The organism is Ideonella flava (genome assembly GCF_051857595.1).
Taxonomy (GTDB): Bacteria; Pseudomonadota; Gammaproteobacteria; order Burkholderiales; family Burkholderiaceae_C; genus Ideonella.
This window is the reverse complement of the sequence record NZ_JBPZHD010000007.1, coordinates 103,065-120,132: the sequence shown is the minus strand read 5'-3', so window position 1 is coordinate 120,132 and position 17,068 is coordinate 103,065. Positions and strand designations below refer to the sequence as shown.

23 protein-coding genes are annotated in these 17,068 nt (G+C 68.3%); 4 read left to right on the top strand and 19 right to left on the bottom strand.

From position 1 onward, the window contains the following. Position 1: 1 nt before the first annotated feature. A complete protein-coding gene (locus tag ACS5PM_RS16440) occupies positions 2 to 718 on the bottom strand; it encodes an SCO family protein (RefSeq protein WP_439388736.1) in 717 nt (238 codons plus the stop codon). Next, a complete protein-coding gene (locus ACS5PM_RS16435) occupies positions 672 to 1,427 on the bottom strand; it encodes an SURF1 family protein (RefSeq protein ID WP_439388735.1) in 756 nt (251 codons plus the stop codon). The genes ACS5PM_RS16440 and ACS5PM_RS16435 overlap by 47 nt, the downstream gene beginning before the upstream one ends. Before the next feature lie 39 nt (positions 1,428 to 1,466). Here ACS5PM_RS16435 and ACS5PM_RS16430 point away from each other — a divergent pair, with 39 nt between their 5' ends. After that, complete coding sequence (locus tag ACS5PM_RS16430) at positions 1,467 to 1,703, top strand: twin transmembrane helix small protein (RefSeq protein ID WP_439388734.1); 237 nt, start codon at positions 1,467 to 1,469, stop codon at positions 1,701 to 1,703. An 81-nt stretch (positions 1,704 to 1,784) separates the two neighbouring features. On the opposite strand, the gene ACS5PM_RS16425 is transcribed toward ACS5PM_RS16430, so the two are convergent. The 7 genes from ACS5PM_RS16425 to ACS5PM_RS16395 form a co-directional block, all read right to left on the bottom strand. Further along, a complete protein-coding gene (locus tag ACS5PM_RS16425; protein WP_439388733.1) occupies positions 1,785 to 2,669 on the bottom strand; it encodes a cytochrome c oxidase subunit 3 in 885 nt (294 codons plus the stop codon). A gap of 40 nt (positions 2,670 to 2,709) precedes the next feature. Beyond that, complete coding sequence (locus tag ACS5PM_RS16420) at positions 2,710 to 2,967, bottom strand: DUF2970 domain-containing protein (RefSeq protein ID WP_439388732.1); 258 nt, start codon at positions 2,965 to 2,967, stop codon at positions 2,710 to 2,712. Then, entirely contained in the window at positions 2,964 to 3,578 is a 615-nt protein-coding gene (locus tag ACS5PM_RS16415; protein WP_439388731.1) for a cytochrome c oxidase assembly protein, read from the bottom strand. The genes ACS5PM_RS16420 and ACS5PM_RS16415 overlap by 4 nt, the downstream gene beginning before the upstream one ends. A 32-nt stretch (positions 3,579 to 3,610) precedes the next feature. Further along, positions 3,611 to 3,730: a cytochrome oxidase small assembly protein gene (locus ACS5PM_RS16410; protein WP_439388730.1), complete on the bottom strand. Its 120-nt coding sequence runs from the start codon at positions 3,728 to 3,730 to the stop codon at positions 3,611 to 3,613. 5 nt (positions 3,731 to 3,735) lie between these two features. Then, on the bottom strand, positions 3,736 to 5,361 hold the full coding sequence (ctaD, locus tag ACS5PM_RS16405) for a cytochrome c oxidase subunit I (protein ID WP_439388729.1): 1,626 nt from the start codon (positions 5,359 to 5,361) through the stop codon (positions 3,736 to 3,738). A gap of 57 nt (positions 5,362 to 5,418) precedes the next feature. After that, a complete protein-coding gene (gene coxB, locus ACS5PM_RS16400) occupies positions 5,419 to 6,594 on the bottom strand; it encodes a cytochrome c oxidase subunit II (protein ID WP_439388728.1) in 1,176 nt (391 codons plus the stop codon). A 321-nt stretch (positions 6,595 to 6,915) separates the two neighbouring features. Next, a complete protein-coding gene (locus ACS5PM_RS16395) occupies positions 6,916 to 7,836 on the bottom strand; it encodes a biotin synthase (RefSeq protein ID WP_439388727.1) in 921 nt (306 codons plus the stop codon). A gap of 147 nt (positions 7,837 to 7,983) precedes the next feature. Here ACS5PM_RS16395 and ACS5PM_RS16390 point away from each other — a divergent pair, with 147 nt between their 5' ends. Together ACS5PM_RS16390 and ACS5PM_RS16385 are read left to right on the top strand one after the other, a co-directional pair. Further along, complete coding sequence (locus ACS5PM_RS16390) at positions 7,984 to 8,568, top strand: ComF family protein (protein WP_439388726.1); 585 nt, start codon at positions 7,984 to 7,986, stop codon at positions 8,566 to 8,568. Positions 8,569 to 8,610: 42 nt separating this feature from the next. Next, the gene (locus ACS5PM_RS16385; RefSeq protein WP_439388725.1) at positions 8,611 to 9,090 is read left to right on the top strand and encodes a tRNA (cytidine(34)-2'-O)-methyltransferase; all 480 of its coding nucleotides are present in this window, start codon (positions 8,611 to 8,613) and stop codon (positions 9,088 to 9,090) included. Between the two features lie 4 nt (positions 9,091 to 9,094). On the opposite strand, the gene ACS5PM_RS16380 is transcribed toward ACS5PM_RS16385, so the two are convergent. The 4 genes from ACS5PM_RS16380 to ACS5PM_RS16365 form a co-directional block, all read right to left on the bottom strand. Continuing rightward, complete coding sequence (locus ACS5PM_RS16380) at positions 9,095 to 10,075, bottom strand: NAD(P)H-dependent glycerol-3-phosphate dehydrogenase (protein ID WP_439388724.1); 981 nt, start codon at positions 10,073 to 10,075, stop codon at positions 9,095 to 9,097. A gap of 30 nt (positions 10,076 to 10,105) precedes the next feature. Then, complete coding sequence (gene secB / locus ACS5PM_RS16375; RefSeq protein WP_439388723.1) at positions 10,106 to 10,570, bottom strand: protein-export chaperone SecB; 465 nt, start codon at positions 10,568 to 10,570, stop codon at positions 10,106 to 10,108. 83 nt (positions 10,571 to 10,653) lie between these two features. Continuing rightward, positions 10,654 to 10,914, bottom strand: coding sequence for a glutaredoxin 3 (grxC, locus tag ACS5PM_RS16370; RefSeq protein ID WP_439388722.1), 261 nt, complete (start codon positions 10,912 to 10,914; stop codon positions 10,654 to 10,656). Positions 10,915 to 11,068: 154 nt separating this feature from the next. Continuing rightward, positions 11,069 to 11,488, bottom strand: a complete 420-nt coding sequence (locus ACS5PM_RS16365) for a rhodanese-like domain-containing protein (RefSeq protein WP_439389015.1) — start codon at positions 11,486 to 11,488, stop codon at positions 11,069 to 11,071. An 89-nt stretch (positions 11,489 to 11,577) separates the two neighbouring features. On the opposite strand from ACS5PM_RS16365, the gene gpmA reads away from it, so the two are divergent. Beyond that, positions 11,578 to 12,324, top strand: a complete 747-nt coding sequence (gene gpmA, locus ACS5PM_RS16360; RefSeq protein WP_439388721.1) for a 2,3-diphosphoglycerate-dependent phosphoglycerate mutase — start codon at positions 11,578 to 11,580, stop codon at positions 12,322 to 12,324. On the opposite strand, the gene ACS5PM_RS16355 is transcribed toward gpmA, so the two are convergent. The 6 genes from ACS5PM_RS16355 to ACS5PM_RS16330 all read right to left on the bottom strand — a co-directional run bounded on the left by ACS5PM_RS16355 (position 12,321) and on the right by ACS5PM_RS16330 (position 17,036). Then, positions 12,321 to 13,064: a lysophospholipid acyltransferase family protein gene (locus ACS5PM_RS16355; protein ID WP_439388720.1), complete on the bottom strand. Its 744-nt coding sequence runs from the start codon at positions 13,062 to 13,064 to the stop codon at positions 12,321 to 12,323. The two genes, gpmA and ACS5PM_RS16355, sit on opposite strands and share 4 nt — an antisense overlap. 8 nt (positions 13,065 to 13,072) lie before the next feature. Next, complete coding sequence (locus tag ACS5PM_RS16350) at positions 13,073 to 14,389, bottom strand: dihydroorotase (RefSeq protein ID WP_439388719.1); 1,317 nt, start codon at positions 14,387 to 14,389, stop codon at positions 13,073 to 13,075. Between the two features lie 205 nt (positions 14,390 to 14,594). Then, positions 14,595 to 15,557, bottom strand: coding sequence for an aspartate carbamoyltransferase catalytic subunit (locus tag ACS5PM_RS16345; RefSeq protein ID WP_439388718.1), 963 nt, complete (start codon positions 15,555 to 15,557; stop codon positions 14,595 to 14,597). Then, positions 15,557 to 16,060 carry a bifunctional pyr operon transcriptional regulator/uracil phosphoribosyltransferase PyrR gene (gene pyrR / locus ACS5PM_RS16340; RefSeq protein WP_439388717.1) on the bottom strand — a complete coding sequence of 168 codons (504 nt, stop codon included), beginning with the start codon at positions 16,058 to 16,060 and terminating at the stop codon, positions 15,557 to 15,559. Before pyrR ends, ACS5PM_RS16345 begins: the two co-directional genes overlap by 1 nt. Beyond that, positions 16,057 to 16,461, bottom strand: coding sequence for a Holliday junction resolvase RuvX (ruvX, locus tag ACS5PM_RS16335; protein WP_439388716.1), 405 nt, complete (start codon positions 16,459 to 16,461; stop codon positions 16,057 to 16,059). Before ruvX ends, pyrR begins: the two co-directional genes overlap by 4 nt. Then, the gene (locus ACS5PM_RS16330) at positions 16,458 to 17,036 is read right to left on the bottom strand and encodes a YqgE/AlgH family protein (protein ID WP_439388715.1); all 579 of its coding nucleotides are present in this window, start codon (positions 17,034 to 17,036) and stop codon (positions 16,458 to 16,460) included. Before ACS5PM_RS16330 ends, ruvX begins: the two co-directional genes overlap by 4 nt. Between the last annotated feature and the right edge of the window lie 32 nt (positions 17,037 to 17,068).

Here is a 17,068-nt window from a genome sequence, read left to right as displayed (position 1 = left end):
GTCAGTGCTCGCGGCCCGGGCGATCCCAGAAGGCGGACGCCCGCAGCAGCCGGTCCAGGTCCTTGTGGAAGAGCTTGGGATCCAACGCCGCCGGCGCGCGCATCATCCACTCCCCCATCGGATCGACGAGGTACAGGTGGTCTTCCAGCGTCTGCCCCGGCGCCGGCAGGAGCCAGCGCTCCAGGGCTTCGCGCTGCACGCGCAACACCATCGCCGGCGCATCCCCGGCAGCGACGGCCTGCTCTATCGGGGCGCGCAACGGCGCTTCGTCGACGACGAGCCAGACACGGTCGATGCGGTCACGCTCGCGGCCGGCCATCTCGCGCAGCTGTCGTTGGGCGTACAGATGGTCCTCGCAACGGCGATCGCATTGCCCCCCGGCGACGACCACCAGCAGCCACTGGCCTCTGAGCGACGCGCTCGCGACCGGCCTGCCTTCGAGGTCGCGAAGCCCCAGCCCCTCCGGGATGCCGCGGGTGGGCTGGACGAGGTCGGCGTAGTTGTTGCGCGCGCTCGGCCGCCACACGTAGTACGTGAAATAGGAAACGATCACCGGCGCGGCGCAGGCCAGCAGCACCAGCAACGCCGTGAAGCGGCCCCCTGTGCGACGCTGGCGCACATCGGCGGGCAGGTGCGGGGCGGGCCCGCCGTGCACCTTCATCGCCAGCGGGTCAGGCGCGGCCGCGGCGACGGGGTCGGACGAGTTGGAACCAGACATAGAGTCCTGCAGTGAGGGCGCAGAAGGCAAACCATTGCGCCGCGTAGCCGTAGTGCTTGGCCACATCGACAGCCGGCATGGGCCAGTCGCGCAGCAGGCCATCGCCGGCGTTGCCCGGCTGGGGCAGTTCGGCCACGGCCCATGGCCGCAGCGCCAGGTGCGTCGCGGCCGCGTAGTCGGCGAAATCGAGATTCTGCCGGATCGGCCCCGTGGCTTCGGAGCCGAGGGACGCCAGCCGCGACGGCCATGGGGCAATGCGCCCCAGCACCTCGACCTCTCCTGTCGGGGTCGTGTACGGCGCGATGCGTGTGCGCTCGGCGATGTGACGCGGCAGCCATCCCCGCTCCACGAGCACCGCATCGCCGCCGGCCAGCCTCAGCGGCGTCAGCACGAAGAAGCCCGGCCGGCCCTGCATCTGCCGGTTGTCCAGGTAGATGGTGTGTTCAGGCAGCCAGGTGCCGTGCAGGCGGATTCGGCGGTGTCGCTGCCGTTGCGCTTCAGACTCGCTGGCGGGCTGGGCATCGGAGGCGAGCTCGGGAGCGGCAGCTTGCGACTCGATGGCCGTTTGCAGGGCGATCTTCTGGGCCGCGCGGTCGAGTTGCCACCACCCCAGCCGCGCGGTGACGGCCATCACCAGCAGCGCGGCGAGCAGGATGAGCGCGGGCCGACGCGGCCGGCTCGAAGACAGGTCAGCCGCTGGGGCCGTCATCGCGGGAGTGCCGAAAGCCGGATGGAATAATCGGTGGCCATGAAGGTGCTCATCGTGATCGCGCTGCTGGCCATCGTCGGGGCGCTCGCAAGCGCCGGACTTTTCATGCTGCGCCGTGGGCGCATCGAATCGGCAGACGACGACCCGGCCCGCCGCGACAGGCGCATGGCCCGCGCACTCGCCCTGCGCGTGGGCTTGTCCATCGGCCTGTTCCTGCTCATCCTGCTGGCCTATTCACTGGGCTGGATCCAGCCTTCCGGCGTGCCCTTGAAGTAGCGCGCGCCGCCTGCCCAAACACAAAGCGCCGCGGTCAGCGGCGCTTCGCACTTCACGGCCGGCGCAACGCGCCTGCTTGGCTCAAAGCCAGTACACCACGATGTACAGGCCCAGCCAGACCACGTCGACGAAGTGCCAGTACCAGGCTGCCCCTTCGAAGCCGAAGTGCCGAGTCGGCGTGAAGTGGCCCTTGGCCAGGCGCAGCGTGATGAACAGCAGCATCAGCATGCCGACGAACACGTGGAAGCCGTGGAAGCCGGTCAGCATGAAGAAGGTCGAACCGTAGATGCCCGAGGTGAGCTTGAGGCCCAGCTCGTGATAGGCATGGATGTACTCGTAGGCCTGGAAGCCGAGGAAAGTGATGCCCAGCAGCACCGTGATCCACATCCAGAACACGGCCTTGGAGCGCTGGGCCGCGATCAAGGCGTGGTGGGCGATGGTCAGCGTCGCGCCGGAGGTGAGCAGGATGGCCGTGTTCAGCGTCGGGATGGGCCACGGACCCATGGTGTTGAAGGGCGCGACCGTGCCGGCCGGCGACGCGGTGGCACCCGCGGCCACGCTGGGCCAGACGGCCTTGAAGTCAGGCCACAGCAGCTGGTTCTCCAGGCTGCCCAGCGAAGGCACCGAGTAGATGCGGGCCCAGAACAGCGCGCCGAAGAAGGCGGCGAAGAACATCACCTCCGAGAAGATGAACCAGCTCATGCTCCAGCGGAACGAGATGTCTATGCGCTGCGAGTACTGGCCGCCTTCGCTCTCGCCGATCGCCTCCTTGAACCAGAAGAACAGCGTTCCCAGCCAGATCACCAGGCCGGCCAGCAGCGAATAGGCGCCCCAGGTGTGGCCGTTGACCCACTGTCCCGCGCCGAGGATGACGAAGAAAAGGCCGAGCGCGGCCGTGGCCGGGTGGCGCGACGGGGCGGGCACGAAGTAGTAGGGCGTCGCCCCGTGGTTGCTCGCTGCGGACATGTGGTGTGCTCCTCGAACCGAATGTTGCGCGTGTTGTGTTTCAGGTGGCGACGCCGCTGCCGACTATCCATTTGACCAGGACGACCAGCACCAGCACGAAGATCACCGCGCCTATGACACCGGCGACGATGACGTGTACCGGGTTCAGCTGGCTGACGTCCTGCTCGTAGCCCCTGCCCTTGCGGATGCCCAGGAATGACCAGGCGACGGCGCGCAGGGTGCCGAGCAACGAGCCCTTGCGTGCGGCCGCGGCACGCAGGCCATCGCCCTGCTCTTCCGGCGGACGCTGTTCGCTCATGACTTCGCCCCCCCCGCCGGCGCGGGCGCCGCGGCGTTGGTGGAAGGCGCCGGAGGCACCTTGCCGCCCACCTCGAAGAAGGTATAGGACAGCGTGATGGTGGTGACGTCCTTCGGCAGCTTCGGGTCGACGTAGAAGACGACCGGCCACTCGCGGGCCTCACCGGGCTTCAGCGTGTACTCGTTGAAGCAGAAACACTCCAGCTTGTTGAAGTGGGCCGCCGCCTGGTGCGGCGCATAGCTGGCGATGGCCTGCGCGGCCATGGTCCGGTCCTGGCGGTTGCGGAACTCGTACATCACCGTCGCGAGTTCCCCCGGGTGGACCTGCACGGAGGCCACTGCGGGCCGGAAATCCCATGGGCCCCGGGCGTTGGCGTCGAACTCCACCGTGATGCTTCGCGAAGTGTCGATCTGCGTGTTCGCCGGCCGCTCTCGCTTGCCGCCGTTCTCGCCCAGGCTCAGCACGTTGATGCCCAGCGCCTCGCAGATGTGCTTGTACATCGGCACCAGGGCATAACCGAAGGCCGACATGGCCACCACGACGACCAGCAGCTTGGCGACCATCTGACGATGGTCCCGCCGTGCCAGTGCCGAGGGCCAGTTGAACTTCATCCGTCATGCCCCTGGTGCTTGTCGGCTGCCGCTCAGCGACCGAACAGCACCACCTTGGCCACGAAACCGATGCCGAGCACCAGCGCAACCGACGCCAGGATCCAGGCCAGGCGGCGGTTGGCGCTTTGCTGTTCGGGCGTCTGGCGGGCCATGGTCGTCAGCCGATCACCCGGGTTGCCGAGGCGTCCAGCTTGGGCGGGTTCTCGAAGGTGTGGAAGGGCGCCGGAGACGGCACTTCCCACTCCAGGCCCTCGGCGCCTTCCCAGGGCTTCTGCGGTGCCGGCGCGCCCTGCCCGCGCATCATCGGCACGACCACGAAGACGAAGAAGTACACCTGCATCAGGCCGAAACCGAAGGCGCCGAGCGACGCGATCATGTTGAAGTCGGCGAACTGCATCGGGTAGTCGGCATAGCGACGAGGCATGCCGGCCAGGCCCAGGAAGTGCATCGGGAAGAAGGTCACGTTGAAGAAGATCAACGAACCCCAGAAATGGATCTTGCCGCGCGTCTCGGAATACATGACGCCCGTCCACTTCGGCCCCCAGTAGTACACGCCGGCGAACAGCGCGTACAGCGAACCGGCCACCAGCACGTAGTGGAAGTGGGCCACGACGTAGTAGGTGTCCTGCAACTGCTGGTCGACCGGAGCCATCGACAGGATCAGGCCGGTGAAGCCGCCCATCGAGAACACGAAGATGAAGCCCACGGCCCACAGCATCGGTGTCTCGAAGGTCATCGAGCCGCGCCACATCGTCGCCACCCAGTTGAAGATCTTCACGCCCGTGGGCACCGCGATCAGCATGGTCGCGTACATGAAGAACAGCTGGCCGGTCACCGGCATGCCGGTGGTGTACATGTGGTGCGCCCACACGATGAACGACAGGATCGCGATCGACGCGGTCGCGTACACCATGGAGGTGTAGCCGAACAGCTTCTTGCGAGCGAAGGCCGGGATGATCGCGCTCACGATGCCGAACGCCGGCAGGATCATGATGTAGACCTCGGGGTGCCCGAAGAACCAGAAGATGTGCTGGTACATCACCGGGTCGCCGCCGCCGGCGGGGTTGAAGAAGCTGGTGCCGAAGTGGCGGTCGGTCAGCGTCATCGTGATCGCGCCGGCCAGCACGGGCATCACCGCGATCAGCAGGTAGGCGGTGATCAGCCAGGTCCAGGCGAACAGCGGCATCTTCATCAGCGTCATGCCCGGCGCACGCATGTTCAGGATCGTGACGATGATGTTGATCGAGCCCATGATCGACGACGCGCCCATGATGTGCATCGCGAAGATGCCGGCGTCCATCGACGGGCCCATCTGCAGCGTCAGCGGCGCGTAGAGCGTCCAGCCCGCGGCGGGGGCGCCTCCGGGCATGAAGAACGAACCGGCCAGCATGATGGCCGCCGGGATCAGCAGCCAGAAGCTCAGGTTGTTCATCCGCGCGAAGGCCATGTCCGACGCGCCGATCTGCAGCGGGATCATCCAGTTCGCGAAGCCGACGAAGGCCGGCATGATCGCCCCGAACACCATGATCAGCCCGTGCATCGTGGTGAACGAGTTGAACAGCTCCGGGTTGAAGAACTGCAGGCCCGGCTTGAACAGCTCCAGGCGGATGCACAGCGCCAGGATGCCGCCGATCATCAGCATCGTGAACGAGAACAACAGGTACATCGTGCCGATGTCCTTGTGGTTCGTCGCGAACAGCCAGCGCCGCCAGCCGTGCGGATGGCCGTGGTCGTGGTCGTCGTGCGCGTGGCCGCCGGCGGGATGGTCGAGAACTGCGCTCATGAGGTCTTCCTTGTCTCTACGCTGCGCGATGGCTCGCTGACGAGCTCACCGACGGTCTCACTGGCGGGCCGCCACCACTTCCGAAGGCTGCACCGTCTGGCCGGTGTGGTTGCTCCAGGTGTTCTTGGTGTAGGTCACGACGGCGGCGATGTCGGTGTCGGACAGCACGCCCTTCCACGGCGGCATGGCGCCGTTGTTCTGGCCGTTCAGCACGACCTTGACCTGGACCGTCTTGTCCGCATCGAGCACCTTCGGCGAGCCGTCCAGCGCCTTGATCGGGCCGGCGCCCTTGCCGTCGGGCTTGTGGCAGACGGCGCAGTTGGCGGCATAGACCTTCTCGCCGCGGGCGACCAGGTCGGGCTGGGTCCACACCTTGTTCGGATCGTCGGCCTTGGCCGCGATCTTCTTCTGCTCGCCAGCGACCCAGGCGGCGTAGTCCTGCTGGGACAGCACCTTCACGTGGATCGGCATGTAGGCGTGCTCCTTGCCGCAAAGCTCGGCGCATTGCCCGTAGTAGTCGCCCGGCTTCTCGGCACGGAACCAGGTGTCGCGCACGAAACCCGGGATGGCATCTTGCTTGACCGCGAAGGCCGGCACCATCCAGGCGTGGATGACGTCGGCAGCGGTGGTGATGACGCGCACCTTCTGGTTGACCGGCACCACGAGCGGGTTGTCGACGCGCAGCAGGTAATCGTCGCCTTGCGGCTGGCCGGCATCCGACTGCTCTCGCTGGCTCACGTCGAGCGTGGACAGGAAGGAGATGCCGGCGCCCTCGCCCTTCAGGTACTCGTAGCCCCACTTCCACTGGTAGCCGGTGGCCTTGATGGTGATGTCGGCGTTGGTGGTGTCCTTCTGCGCAACCACCGTCCGGGTGGCGGCGAAGCCCATGCCGGTGACGATGATGAACGGCACGATGGTCCACGCGATTTCGACCGCGACGCTTTCGTGGAAGTTCGCGGACTTGCTGCCGCGGGACTTCCGGTGCCGCAGGATCGACCAGAACATCACGCCGAAGACGGCGACGAAGATCACGACGCAGATGATCAGGATCCAGTTGTGAAGCGTCTGCACGTCGCTGGCGATGCGAGTGACCGGCGGGTGCAGGTCGATCTGGTTGACCGCCGGGCCCCCGGGCAGGTCCTTGACCGCCAGCGCCGCCGTCGATGCCAGGCCTGCCGCCAGCGCGAGTGCGCCTTGCGCGAAGCCCTTGCAAAGCTTTGTTGTCGTCTTCATCGTCGTCGTCACTTCAGTTCCAAACCCAAACCACCATCGATCCGGGCCCTGCCAACGAGGCGGGGCCAAGCCGAGGCGCACGGTGCCCGTTCACGTTGCCGCAGGCCAGGCGGGCCGGGTGCGATCGCTCAGACAGCCTGAGCGGGCTCCACAAACCGAGGCGCCCGAAGCCGCTGCGGGCCCAGGCGCCTTGCCAGATTGCGCACGACGCGCAGGTTGCAGACCAGGACGCGGCGGGGTCGGGGTTCACACGACACTGCCGTGACGGAGATCAACATGCGCGCTAACTGATTCACGTTAACCTGAGAATTCTATCCGACGCTATTGGCGACGCCCCGGCTTGCGCAGCATCGATTTCATGTCGTCCAGCGCGATCTGCGTCTGCGCCTCGACCTTCGGGCCGGTATCGGCACCGCGGAAGGCGTGGCCATAGACGAGTTCCAGCTGCAGCACGAGGCGCCCTTCGCGGTCCGCCCGGGCCTGCAACTGCTCCAGCAAGCCTGCCTTCCACCGCGGCGTGCGAAGACCCGGGTAGCGGCCCGGTGCAGCATTCACGCCCAGCCCGCGAAGTTCGGCCAGCAGCGCATCGGGGGAGGCATAGTTCAGGCTCAAGGTCTCCTGGTCCATCACCGGCTCGGCAAAGCCGCTCGCGACGAGCATGTCGCCCAGGTCGTGCATGTCGACGAAAGGCGCGTGAGCCTCGCCCCAGCCGCTGGCGGCGTAGAGCTCGCGCAGCAGGGACAGGCTGCCCGGCCCGAGCGTGGAGAACATCAGGAAGGCGCCAGGCGCCAGCGCACGGTGCCAGGCCTGCATCATCGGCAGCGGGTCGCGCTCGAAGTGCAGGCGCATGTTCGACCACACCAGCCCCGCCTCGCCGGGCTGGATGCCGCCGGATTCGACTGACCGTGGCGCGCCGCCGCCGAGGGTCCATCGCCGCCACCATGGCGCCGCGGCGGCCGACGTCATGGCACCTTCGCGCCACACCAGCTGCTCAGCCCTCGGATAGGCGGCAGACAGCAATGCCGTGTTCACGCCGGCGGCACCTGACCAGTCCAGCACGACCTCCGGCTGATGCCGGATCCACTCCAGCCTCTCGCCCATGCGACGAGCGGCCTCCAGGTGCAGCCAAGGCGGCTGGGGCTGCCGCGCCAGGCGTTCCAGTGCGCGACGAGCGGCATGGGCATCGAACCGCACGGCACTGGGGGCAGGGGAGGCCGCGGCGGGCGTCGGAGCATCGGCCATCATCGATGGGCAGTATATTGAGGCGGCATGCGGACCGATCGCTCGTGGAACTTGCCGGCACCCTGTGGCATCTGCGGCGGCTGGACCCGTCCCGCCGGCGTCTGCGCGGATTGCGCGGGCCGCTTCGCGTCGGTGGCGACACGTTGCATGAGGTGCGCGCTGCGCGTTCCTGTAGGCGTCACGCTGTGCGGGACGTGCATTCGAAGACCACCGCTTTTCGAACGGGCCTTCGTCGCCTTCGACTACGCGTTCCCCTGGGACGACGCCATCGCGGCCTTCAAGTTTCGCCAGGCACTGGAGTGGGCCGCACCGTTGGCCCGTCAACTGGCCACGGCACTGCCGGCCGAGGCGGACGAGGTCGAACTGGTCACGGCCGTGCCGCTGGCCGCCGCCCGCCTGCGCGAGCGGGGCTACAACCAGGCCTGGGAAATTGCCCGGCGCGTGGCGCGGGCACGCGGGCGAACGGCTCGGCATGACTTGCTGCATCGCCTGCGCGAGACGCCGCACCAGGTCCATCTCGACCGAGCGCATCGGGATGCCAACCTGCGTGGCGCCTTCATGCCGGGCGGCGCAGACGCACGGGCCGCAGTGCGAGGCCGCTGCGTAGCCCTGGTGGACGACGTGATGACCACCGGCACGACGGCCCACGAGGCAACACGCGCCCTGCTCGAGGCCGGCGCGAGGTCGGTGCAGTTGTGGGTGCTCGCCCGCACGGAACGAAGCAGCGACTGAAGGCGGCGCCGAAAGGCCGACCACCACGGGGACAATGCCGCCATGTTCCGCATCGTCCTCGTGCATCCCGAGATTCCACCCAACACCGGCAATGTGATCCGGCTGGCTGCCAACACGGGCTGCGAACTGCATCTCATCGAGCCGTTGGGCTTCTCGATGGACGACAAGCTGCTGCGTCGCGCGGGCCTGGATTATCACGAGTACGCCCCGGTGCGCCGCCACGCCGACTGGCAAGCGTTCATGCAGGCCGCGAGCCCGGCACCCCCGATGCACGAGCGCTTCTTCGCCTTCACGACGCACGCGCAACGGCGCCACACCGACATCGACTGGCGCCCTGGCGACACGCTGGTCTTCGGCTGCGAGACCGCCGGGCTCCCGCCCGAGTTGCGCGAGCGCTTCCCCGATCCGCAGCGCGTGCGCCTGCCGATGCGGCCTGGCCAGCGCAGCCTGAACCTGAGCAATGCGGTGGCGGTGGCGGTGTTCGAGGCCTGGCGCCGCTGCGATTTCGCCGGCGCCGGCTGACGGATCAGGCCTCGGCGCGGGGATCGCGCTGCAGCAGCTGCTCGACGGCCGCGCGTGGAGTGGCGGCCCCGCTGACCACCGCATGCACGGCCTCGGCCACCGGCATGTCGACCTTCAACGCGCGGGAGCGCTCGATCACCGTGGCGAGGCTGTAGGCGCCCTCGGCCACGTGGCCCAGTTGCGACAGGCCGCCTTCGGTCGTCTCGCCTTGCGCGAGCAGCAGCCCGAGGCGGCGATTGCGCGAGAGATCGCCGGTGGCAGTGAGCACCAGGTCGCCCAGGCCCGCCAGGCCCATGAACGTCTCGACCTGCGCGCCGAGCCGGACGCCGAAGCGTGTCATCTCGGCCAGCCCGCGCGTGACGAGTGCAGCGCGGGCATTCATGCCCAGCCCCAGGCCATCGGAAATGCCCGTGGCGATGGCGAGCACGTTCTTCACTGCGCCGCCGACCTCGACGCCGACCGGATCGGTGGAGGTGTAGATGCGCAACGTGCCGTGGTGAAAGGCCTCCACAAGCTGCATGGACAGGGCCGGCTCATTGCTCGCCGCCACCAGCGCCGTGGGCAAGCCGGCCGCCACCTCCTGGGCGAAACTGGGCCCGGACAGCACGCCGGCGGCCGCGCCGGGCAGGACCGCCGCGGCCACTTCATGGCCCAGCAATCCCGTGCCGGCCTCGAAGCCCTTGCACAGCCACACCACGCGCGCCTGACGGGGCAATCTCGCGAGGGTTTCGCGCAGCGCCGCCATGGGCGTGGCGACGACGATCAGCCCGCCGAGGCCGTGGGCCATGGCCAGGTCGAAGTCCGCCGTGACGGCCAGGCCATCCGGCCAGCGCTGCTCGGGCAGATAACGGCGGTTGCATCGCTCGGCCGCCATGGTGGCGGCCTGCTGCGCATCACGCGCCCAGAGCAGCACCTCGTGCCGGCGCGCGGCGGCCATCGCCAGCGCCGTGCCCCAGGCGCCGGCGCCGAGGAAAGCCAGCTTCATCTGCGCGCGAGCATGGTCAGGGGTGACGAATCAGTTGATCGACACTTCGCCCGCGCCGTTGCCGGCCTGGGCCTGCTGCTGCGCTTCGTACATGGCCTGGAAGTTGACCTCGGCCAGCAGGATCGGCGGGAAGCCTGCACGCGTGCAGACATCCGACACGATGGCGCGCAGATACGGGTAGATCATCTGCGGGCAGACGACACCCAGCACGCCTTGCAGCTGATCGGCAGGCAGGTTGCGGATCTCGAAGATGCCGGCCTGCTTGGCCTCGACCAGGAACAGCGTCTTGTCAGCGACCTTGGTGGTCACGGTGGCCATCACCGACACCTCGAACAGCCCTTCGGTGACGCCCTCGGCCGACATCTGCAGCTGGATGTCGACCTGCGGCTGCTGCTGCTCCAGCAGGATCTGCGGCGAGTTGGGCTGCTCCAGCGACAGGTCCTTCAGGTACATGCGCTGCAGCTGGAACACGGGGGTCTGGTCTTGCTCGGCCATGGTGGAGCTTTCGGAAGATGGGGAGTCGGAAACGACAAAGCCCGCAACCGAGGATGGTGCGGGCTGCAGCCAGCGATTATGCGTCAGGCGGGATGGAGCAAGGGCACGAGCCCCCCACGCTGGTCGAGGGCGAAGAGGTCATCGCAACCGCCCACGTGGGTCTCGCCGATGAAGATCTGCGGCACGGTGCGGCGGCCGGTGAGCTCGACCATCCGGCTGCGGGCCGAAGGATCCATGTCGACGCGGATCTCGTCGATGCTGCCCACGCCGCGCTGCTTCAGAAGGGCCTTGGCCCGCACGCAGTACGGACAGACCTGCGTCGTGTACATCACCACCTTGCTCATCGCGACAACCACGGCTCGAAGAAGACGGGCCGGATTGTCGCAATCCGCCTGCACCGGCGCCGCCAGCGTCCCGATGCCCCCGGGGTCAGCGGGTCATAAGTCACAGGCGCCAGCCGTCGGCGAGCCGAATTTGCTAGGGCCGAGGCCTTGGGCCTCAGGCGCCCTTGCCGCCTGACTCGACCGGCAGGTTGGCTTCGCGCCAGGCCTTGAGACCACCCGCGAGGGCCTGGGCATTGGCATAGCCCGCCTTGCGCAGCACCCCCACGGCGCGCGTTGCGCGCGCGCCCGAAGCGCAAACCACGATCAGCGGCAAGGCCTTGTTGCTCGGCAGGCCCTTCGCCTCCTGCAGGGTGGCCAGCGGAACACTGCGAGCGCCCGACACATGCCCCGCGGCGTATTCCCCCGGCTCGCAGACGTCGATCACGACGGCCTTCTCGCGGTTGATGAGGCGTACCGCCTCGGTGGGCGAAATCGCCGCGCCCTGCGCGCCCCGCTGCAGCGCGGGCCACAACAGCATCGCGCCGGACACGAGGGCCATCAAGGCGGGAACCCAGTTCTCGATCAGGAAGCTCAGCACGACACCTGCACGCAAGGTTTGGACAAAGGGGGCGGATTATAGAATTTGCGGCTTTGCACCACTTCGCGCAGTCCTCGCCCACACCCATGTACAAGCTCGTGCTCATCCGCCACGGCGAATCGACCTGGAACCTCGAAAACCGATTCACCGGCTGGACGGACGTCGAACTGACCGACACCGGCGTGTCGCAGGCCCGCTCCGCGGGCGCCCTGCTCAAGGCCGAAGGCTACGAGTTCGACGTGGCCTACACCTCGGTTCTCAAGCGCGCCATCTGGACACTCTGGCACTGCCTGGACACGCTGGACCGCACCTGGCTGCCGGTGGTCAAGGACTGGCGCCTGAACGAACGCCACTACGGCGGCCTGCAGGGCCTGAACAAGGGCGACATGGCCAGGCAGTACGGTGACGAGCAGGTGCTGATCTGGCGTCGCAGCTACGACACCCCGCCGCCGCCGCTGGGCGCCGACGACCCGCGTGGCCAGCGCCAGGACGTCCGCTATGCGGCGCTCGCGCCGGAGCAGATTCCGCTGACCGAGTGCCTGAAGGACACGGTGGCCCGCGTCATGCCGTGCTGGAACGAGGTGCTCGCCCCCGCCATCCGCAGCGGCCAGCGTCTGCTCATCGCAGCGCACGGCAACTCCATCCGGGCGCTGGTGAAGTACCTCGACGGCATCAGCGATGCCGACATCGTCGGCCTGAACATCCCCAACGGCATCCCGCTGGTCTACGAACTGGATGCGGACCTGAAGCCGATCAAGAGCTACTACCTCGGCGACGCCGAAGCCGCTGCCAAGGCGGCCGCCGCAGTGGCCAGCCAGGGCAAGGGCGCCTAGGGCCCTTCGCCGAGCGCCTGCTGGATCTCTTCCCGCAGGTGCGCGGCCAGCAGGCGCCGGTCGGCGTGGGTGCTCCCCTCAGAAAGAATGAAGCGGACCTTGACGCCCAGCCTCCGCGCCGTCACCACGCGCCAGATGCTGGACACCAGCGTCATCTGGTTGATGTAGGGCGCGGAGCTCGAAAAGCGCCGGCCCGGCTCGTGGTAGCGCAGGGCCACCGCTTGCACCGGCACGTGGCCTGCGATCGCCGCCTGAAGCAGGTTTGCATGAAAGGGCAGCACGGTCGCGCCGGCGCCCGTCGTGCCCTCGGGAAAGACGGCGACAGTCTCGCCGCGGCCCAGCGCCGCGCCCACCTCGTGCACCACGCGCAACGCGTCGCGCTTGCGCTCACGCTCGATGAACAGCGTACCCACCGATCGGATCAGCCAGCCCAGCAAAGGCCAGCGCAGCACGTCGGCCTTCGAGACGAAGCGCGCATGCGGACAGGCCGCATGGATCACCACGATGTCGAGCCATGACACATGGTTGGACACGAGCAAGGCGGCGCCGAGCCGAGGCTTGCCTTCGACCTCGAACCTGATGCCGAACAGGCGCAGGGCCTTCTCGCTCCACCACTGCACATGGCGCGCCCGCTCGGCGGCATCGAGCGATGGAAAACTGAGCGCGACGATGGCCATGCCGTGCAGCAGGTGCAAGACGCCACGCGACAGGCGCCAAAGGCCGACGCCTGTGCGTCCCACCGTCCGGATCACCGCTCGCCGTTGAGCTGGTAGGCCACCGTGCCGGCCACCAGCGTGGCCTTGACCCGGCCCGGAAGCGCCGTGCCGGTCGCGGCGAAATCGAAGGGCGTGTGCTTGCCCTGGCTCTTCAGCTCGGCCGGCTTGACGCTCCAGGTCGCCCGCGGGTCGAACACGCAGACATCGGCCACCCCGCCTTCGACCAGGCGACCCGCACTGCCCGCCAGCGAACCGAGCGCATCGCCCAGCACCGCCACCGGCGCACTGGTCACCCGGGCCAGCGACGCGGACACATCCAGGCCAGCTTCACTGCCCCACTTGAGCGCCAGGCTGAGCAACAGCTCCAGCCCGGTCGCGCCCGGCTCGGCCTCGCCAAAGGGCAAGGTCTTGTCGTCGGCATCGACCGGCGTGTGATCGGACACCAGCGCGTCGATCGTGCCGTCGGCCAGGCCCGCACGCAGCGCGTCCCGGTCCTTGCCCTGGCGCAGCGGCGGCGACAGTCGCATGGCCGAGTTGAAGAAGCCGATGTCGACGTCCGTCAGGTGCAGCGAATTGATGCTCACGTCAGCCGTCACCCTCAGGCCCTCGGCCTTGGCCTGGCGCACGAGCTCGACGCCGGCGGCGCTGGACAAGCGGCACAGGTGCACCCGCGCGCCGGTGGTGCGCATCAACTCGAAGATGGTGTGCAAGGCGATGGTCTCTGCGGCGACGGGCACGCCGGACAGGCCCAGCCGCGTGGCCACGGCCCCGCTGGCGGCGACGCCCTTGCCCAGGCAGCCGTCCTGCGGCCGCAGCCAGACGGTGTAGCCGTAGGTCGACGCGTACTGCATCGCCCGCCACAGCACCATCGTGTCCCGGATCGGCACCTCCGCCTGCGAGAAGCCGACGCAGCCGCTCTCGGTCAGCTCGGCCATCTCGGTCAGGACCTCGCCGGCCAGGCCGCGGGTGAGCGCCCCGAGCGGGAACAGCCGGCACAGGCTCAGCTTGCGGGCGCGGAACTTGAGCATGTCCACCAGGCCCGGTTCGTCCAGCGCAGGATCGGTGTCCGGCGGGCAAACGAGACTGGTCACGCCACCGGCGGCCGCCGCGTTCAGCTCCGACTCGAGCATCCCCTCGTGCTCATGCCCCGGCTCGCGCAGGCGCGCGGCCAGATCCACCAGCCCTGGCGCCACGATGCAGCCACTGGCATCTATGGTGCGCACCGAATCGAACGTGGCCGGCACCTTGCCGATGGCCACGATGCGCCCCGCAGCCACCGCGACGTCGGCCTGCTCGTCGCGTCCCGAGGCCGGGTCGATCACCCGACCGTTCGAAATGAGAATCTTCATTTCACCCACTCAACCAAATCAGGCGCGCGCAGCGCCGCCTTCCCCAAACCGCCTGCGCGGGCCTCTGTCCGCCACACTCCGCCCCCCCGACGAGCGCGCGCAGCGCCGCTCTCTCCAAGTGGCGTGCGCGGATCCGGCTTCGCCGGTCCGCTGCGCGAGCCCCCTCGGGGGCAGCCCCCGGAAGGGGGCGTGGGGGCACCATTCCTCATGCCTCGTTGCCGGCAATGATCGACATGACCGCCATGCGCACCGCTATGCCGAAGGTGACCTGCGGCAGGATCACGCTGTGGGTGCCGTCGGCCACCGAAGAGTCGATCTCGACGCCGCGGTTGATCGGGCCCGGGTGCATCACGATGGCATCGGGCTTGGCGAGCGCCAGCTTTTCGTCGGTGAGGCCGTAGTTCTTGAAGAACTCGCCGGCCGAAGGCAGCATCGCGCCGCTCATGCGCTCGTTCTGCAGGCGCAGCATGATGATCACGTCCGCCCCGCGGATGCCCTCGGCCATGTCGTGGCAGACGCGCACGCCCATCGCCGACAGGTCGCCCGGCACCAGCGTCTTCGGCCCGACCGCGCGGATCTCTGGCACCCCCAGCGTGGTGAGCGCGTGGATGTCGGAGCGGGCCACCCGCGAGTGCACGATGTCGCCGACGATCGCGACCGTGAGCTGGCTGAAGTCCTTCTTGAAGTGCCGGATGGTGTACATGTCCAGCAGGCCTTGCGTCGGGTGCGCGTGGCGCCCGTCGCCGGCATTGACCACGTGCACGTGCGGCGCGCAGTGCTGGGCGATCAGGTAGGGCGCGCCGGACTCGCTGTGCCGCACGACGAACATGTCGGCGTGCATCGCCGAAAGATTGGCGATGGTGTCGAGCAGGCTTTCGCCCTTGGCCGTGGACGAGCGGGCGATGTCCAGGTTGATGACGTCGGCCGACAGGCGCTTGGCCGCAATCTCGAAGGTGGTGCGGGTGCGCGTGGAGTTCTCGAAGAACAGGTTGAACACGCTCTTGCCGCGCAGCAACGGCACCTTCTTGACCTCGCGCTCGTTGACGGAGAGAAAGGTCTCGGCGGTGTCGAGGATGTGGGTCAGCACGGCCTGGGGCAGGCCCTCGATCGACAGCAGGTGGATCAGCTCGCCATGGCGGTTGAGCTGCGGATTGCGGCGCGAAAGCATCAGCGATCGTCCTTGACTGAGAAGGTGAAGCGGCCGCTGGCCTCGCGGGCGAGCGACAGGCGTTGCGTGGCGGGCAGCGCGACACGAGCGGCGGCGTAGGCTGCGGCGATCGGCAGCTGGCGTCCGCCCCGGTCGACCAGCACCGCCAGCTGCACGCTCGCCGGCCGACCGAAGTCGAACAGCTCGTTGATCACCGCGCGGATCGTTCGGCCCGTGTAGAGCACGTCGTCGATGAGCAGGAGGTGGCGCCCGTCGATGGCGAACGGCAGGTGCGTGGCATCGGTGCCGGTGGCGAGGCCGCGCTCGCCGAAATCGTCGCGGTGCAGGGTGCTGGAGATCACTCCGTGCGCGCCGGGCAGGCTCAGGTCGGCTTGCAGGCGCTCGGCGAGCCACGCACCGCCGGACCAGACGCCGACGAGCGAGGTATCGGCCTTCAGCAAGGGCCGGACGCCTTCGCGCAGCTCGGAGTACAGCGCCTCGGCGTCGAGCAGCAAGGTGGTCATGGGTTCTCCCGGAAGTACTGGTCGAGGATGAGCGCGGCGGCGGCCGCATCCGCATCGGCGGCCCCCGCAGCCAGCGCCTCGGTGGTGGTGTAGCGTTCGTCGACCTCGTGCACCGGCAGGTTGAAGCGGCCCTGCAGCTGGCGTGCGAAGCGCCGCGCGCGGTGCGTATTGTCGTGTTCGGCCCCATCCGGATGGAAGGGCACGCCCACCACCAGCGCATCAGGCCGCCATTCTTCGATCAGCGCGCGGATGGCGGCGAAACGGGCATCGCCCTGCGCCGCAATGGTCTTCAGTGGCTGGGCCAGACGCAGCACGATGGAACCCGTGGCCACGCCCACCCGCTTGATGCCGAAATCGAAAGCCAGGAAGGATTGGGCTGGAGCGGCGCCCGCCGCGCTCACGCGTGACCCGCCTCTTGCGAGAGCATGCGCGGGTCGATCCCCAGCAGGCCCAGCGCGCGCTCGTAGCGCTGGTCGACTGGCGTGTCGAAGATGACGTCCGGTTGCGCGGCCACCGTGAGCCAGCCGTTGCGGCCGATCTCGTCTTCCAGCTGGCCGGCGGACCAGCCGCTGTAGCCCAGCGTGACCAGCACCCGCCGCGGCCCCTGGCCGTGCGACATCGCCTCGAGGACATCCTTGCTGGTGGTCATCTCCAGGCCCCCCGGCACCTGCAGGGTCGAGCTGAAGGACTGGCCGTCGCCGCCCTGCGGCTCGTGCAGCACGAAGCCGCGCTCGGTCTGCACCGGGCCGCCGAAGTAGACCGGTTGCTCGGCCAGGTCGCTGCCCTCGAGGCTGAGATCGACCTTCTCGAACAGGTTGGCCAGGGTGATGTCGATCGGCTTGTTGATGACCAGGCCGAGGGCACCCTTCTCGCTGTGCTCGCACAGGTAGACCACCGTTCCCGAGAAGGTGTCGTCGGCCATGCCGGGCATGGCGATCAGGAACTGGTTGGTGAGGTTGATGCCGTCCGACGCCATGGCGTGATTCTATTTCAGGGGCTGTTTGGCAG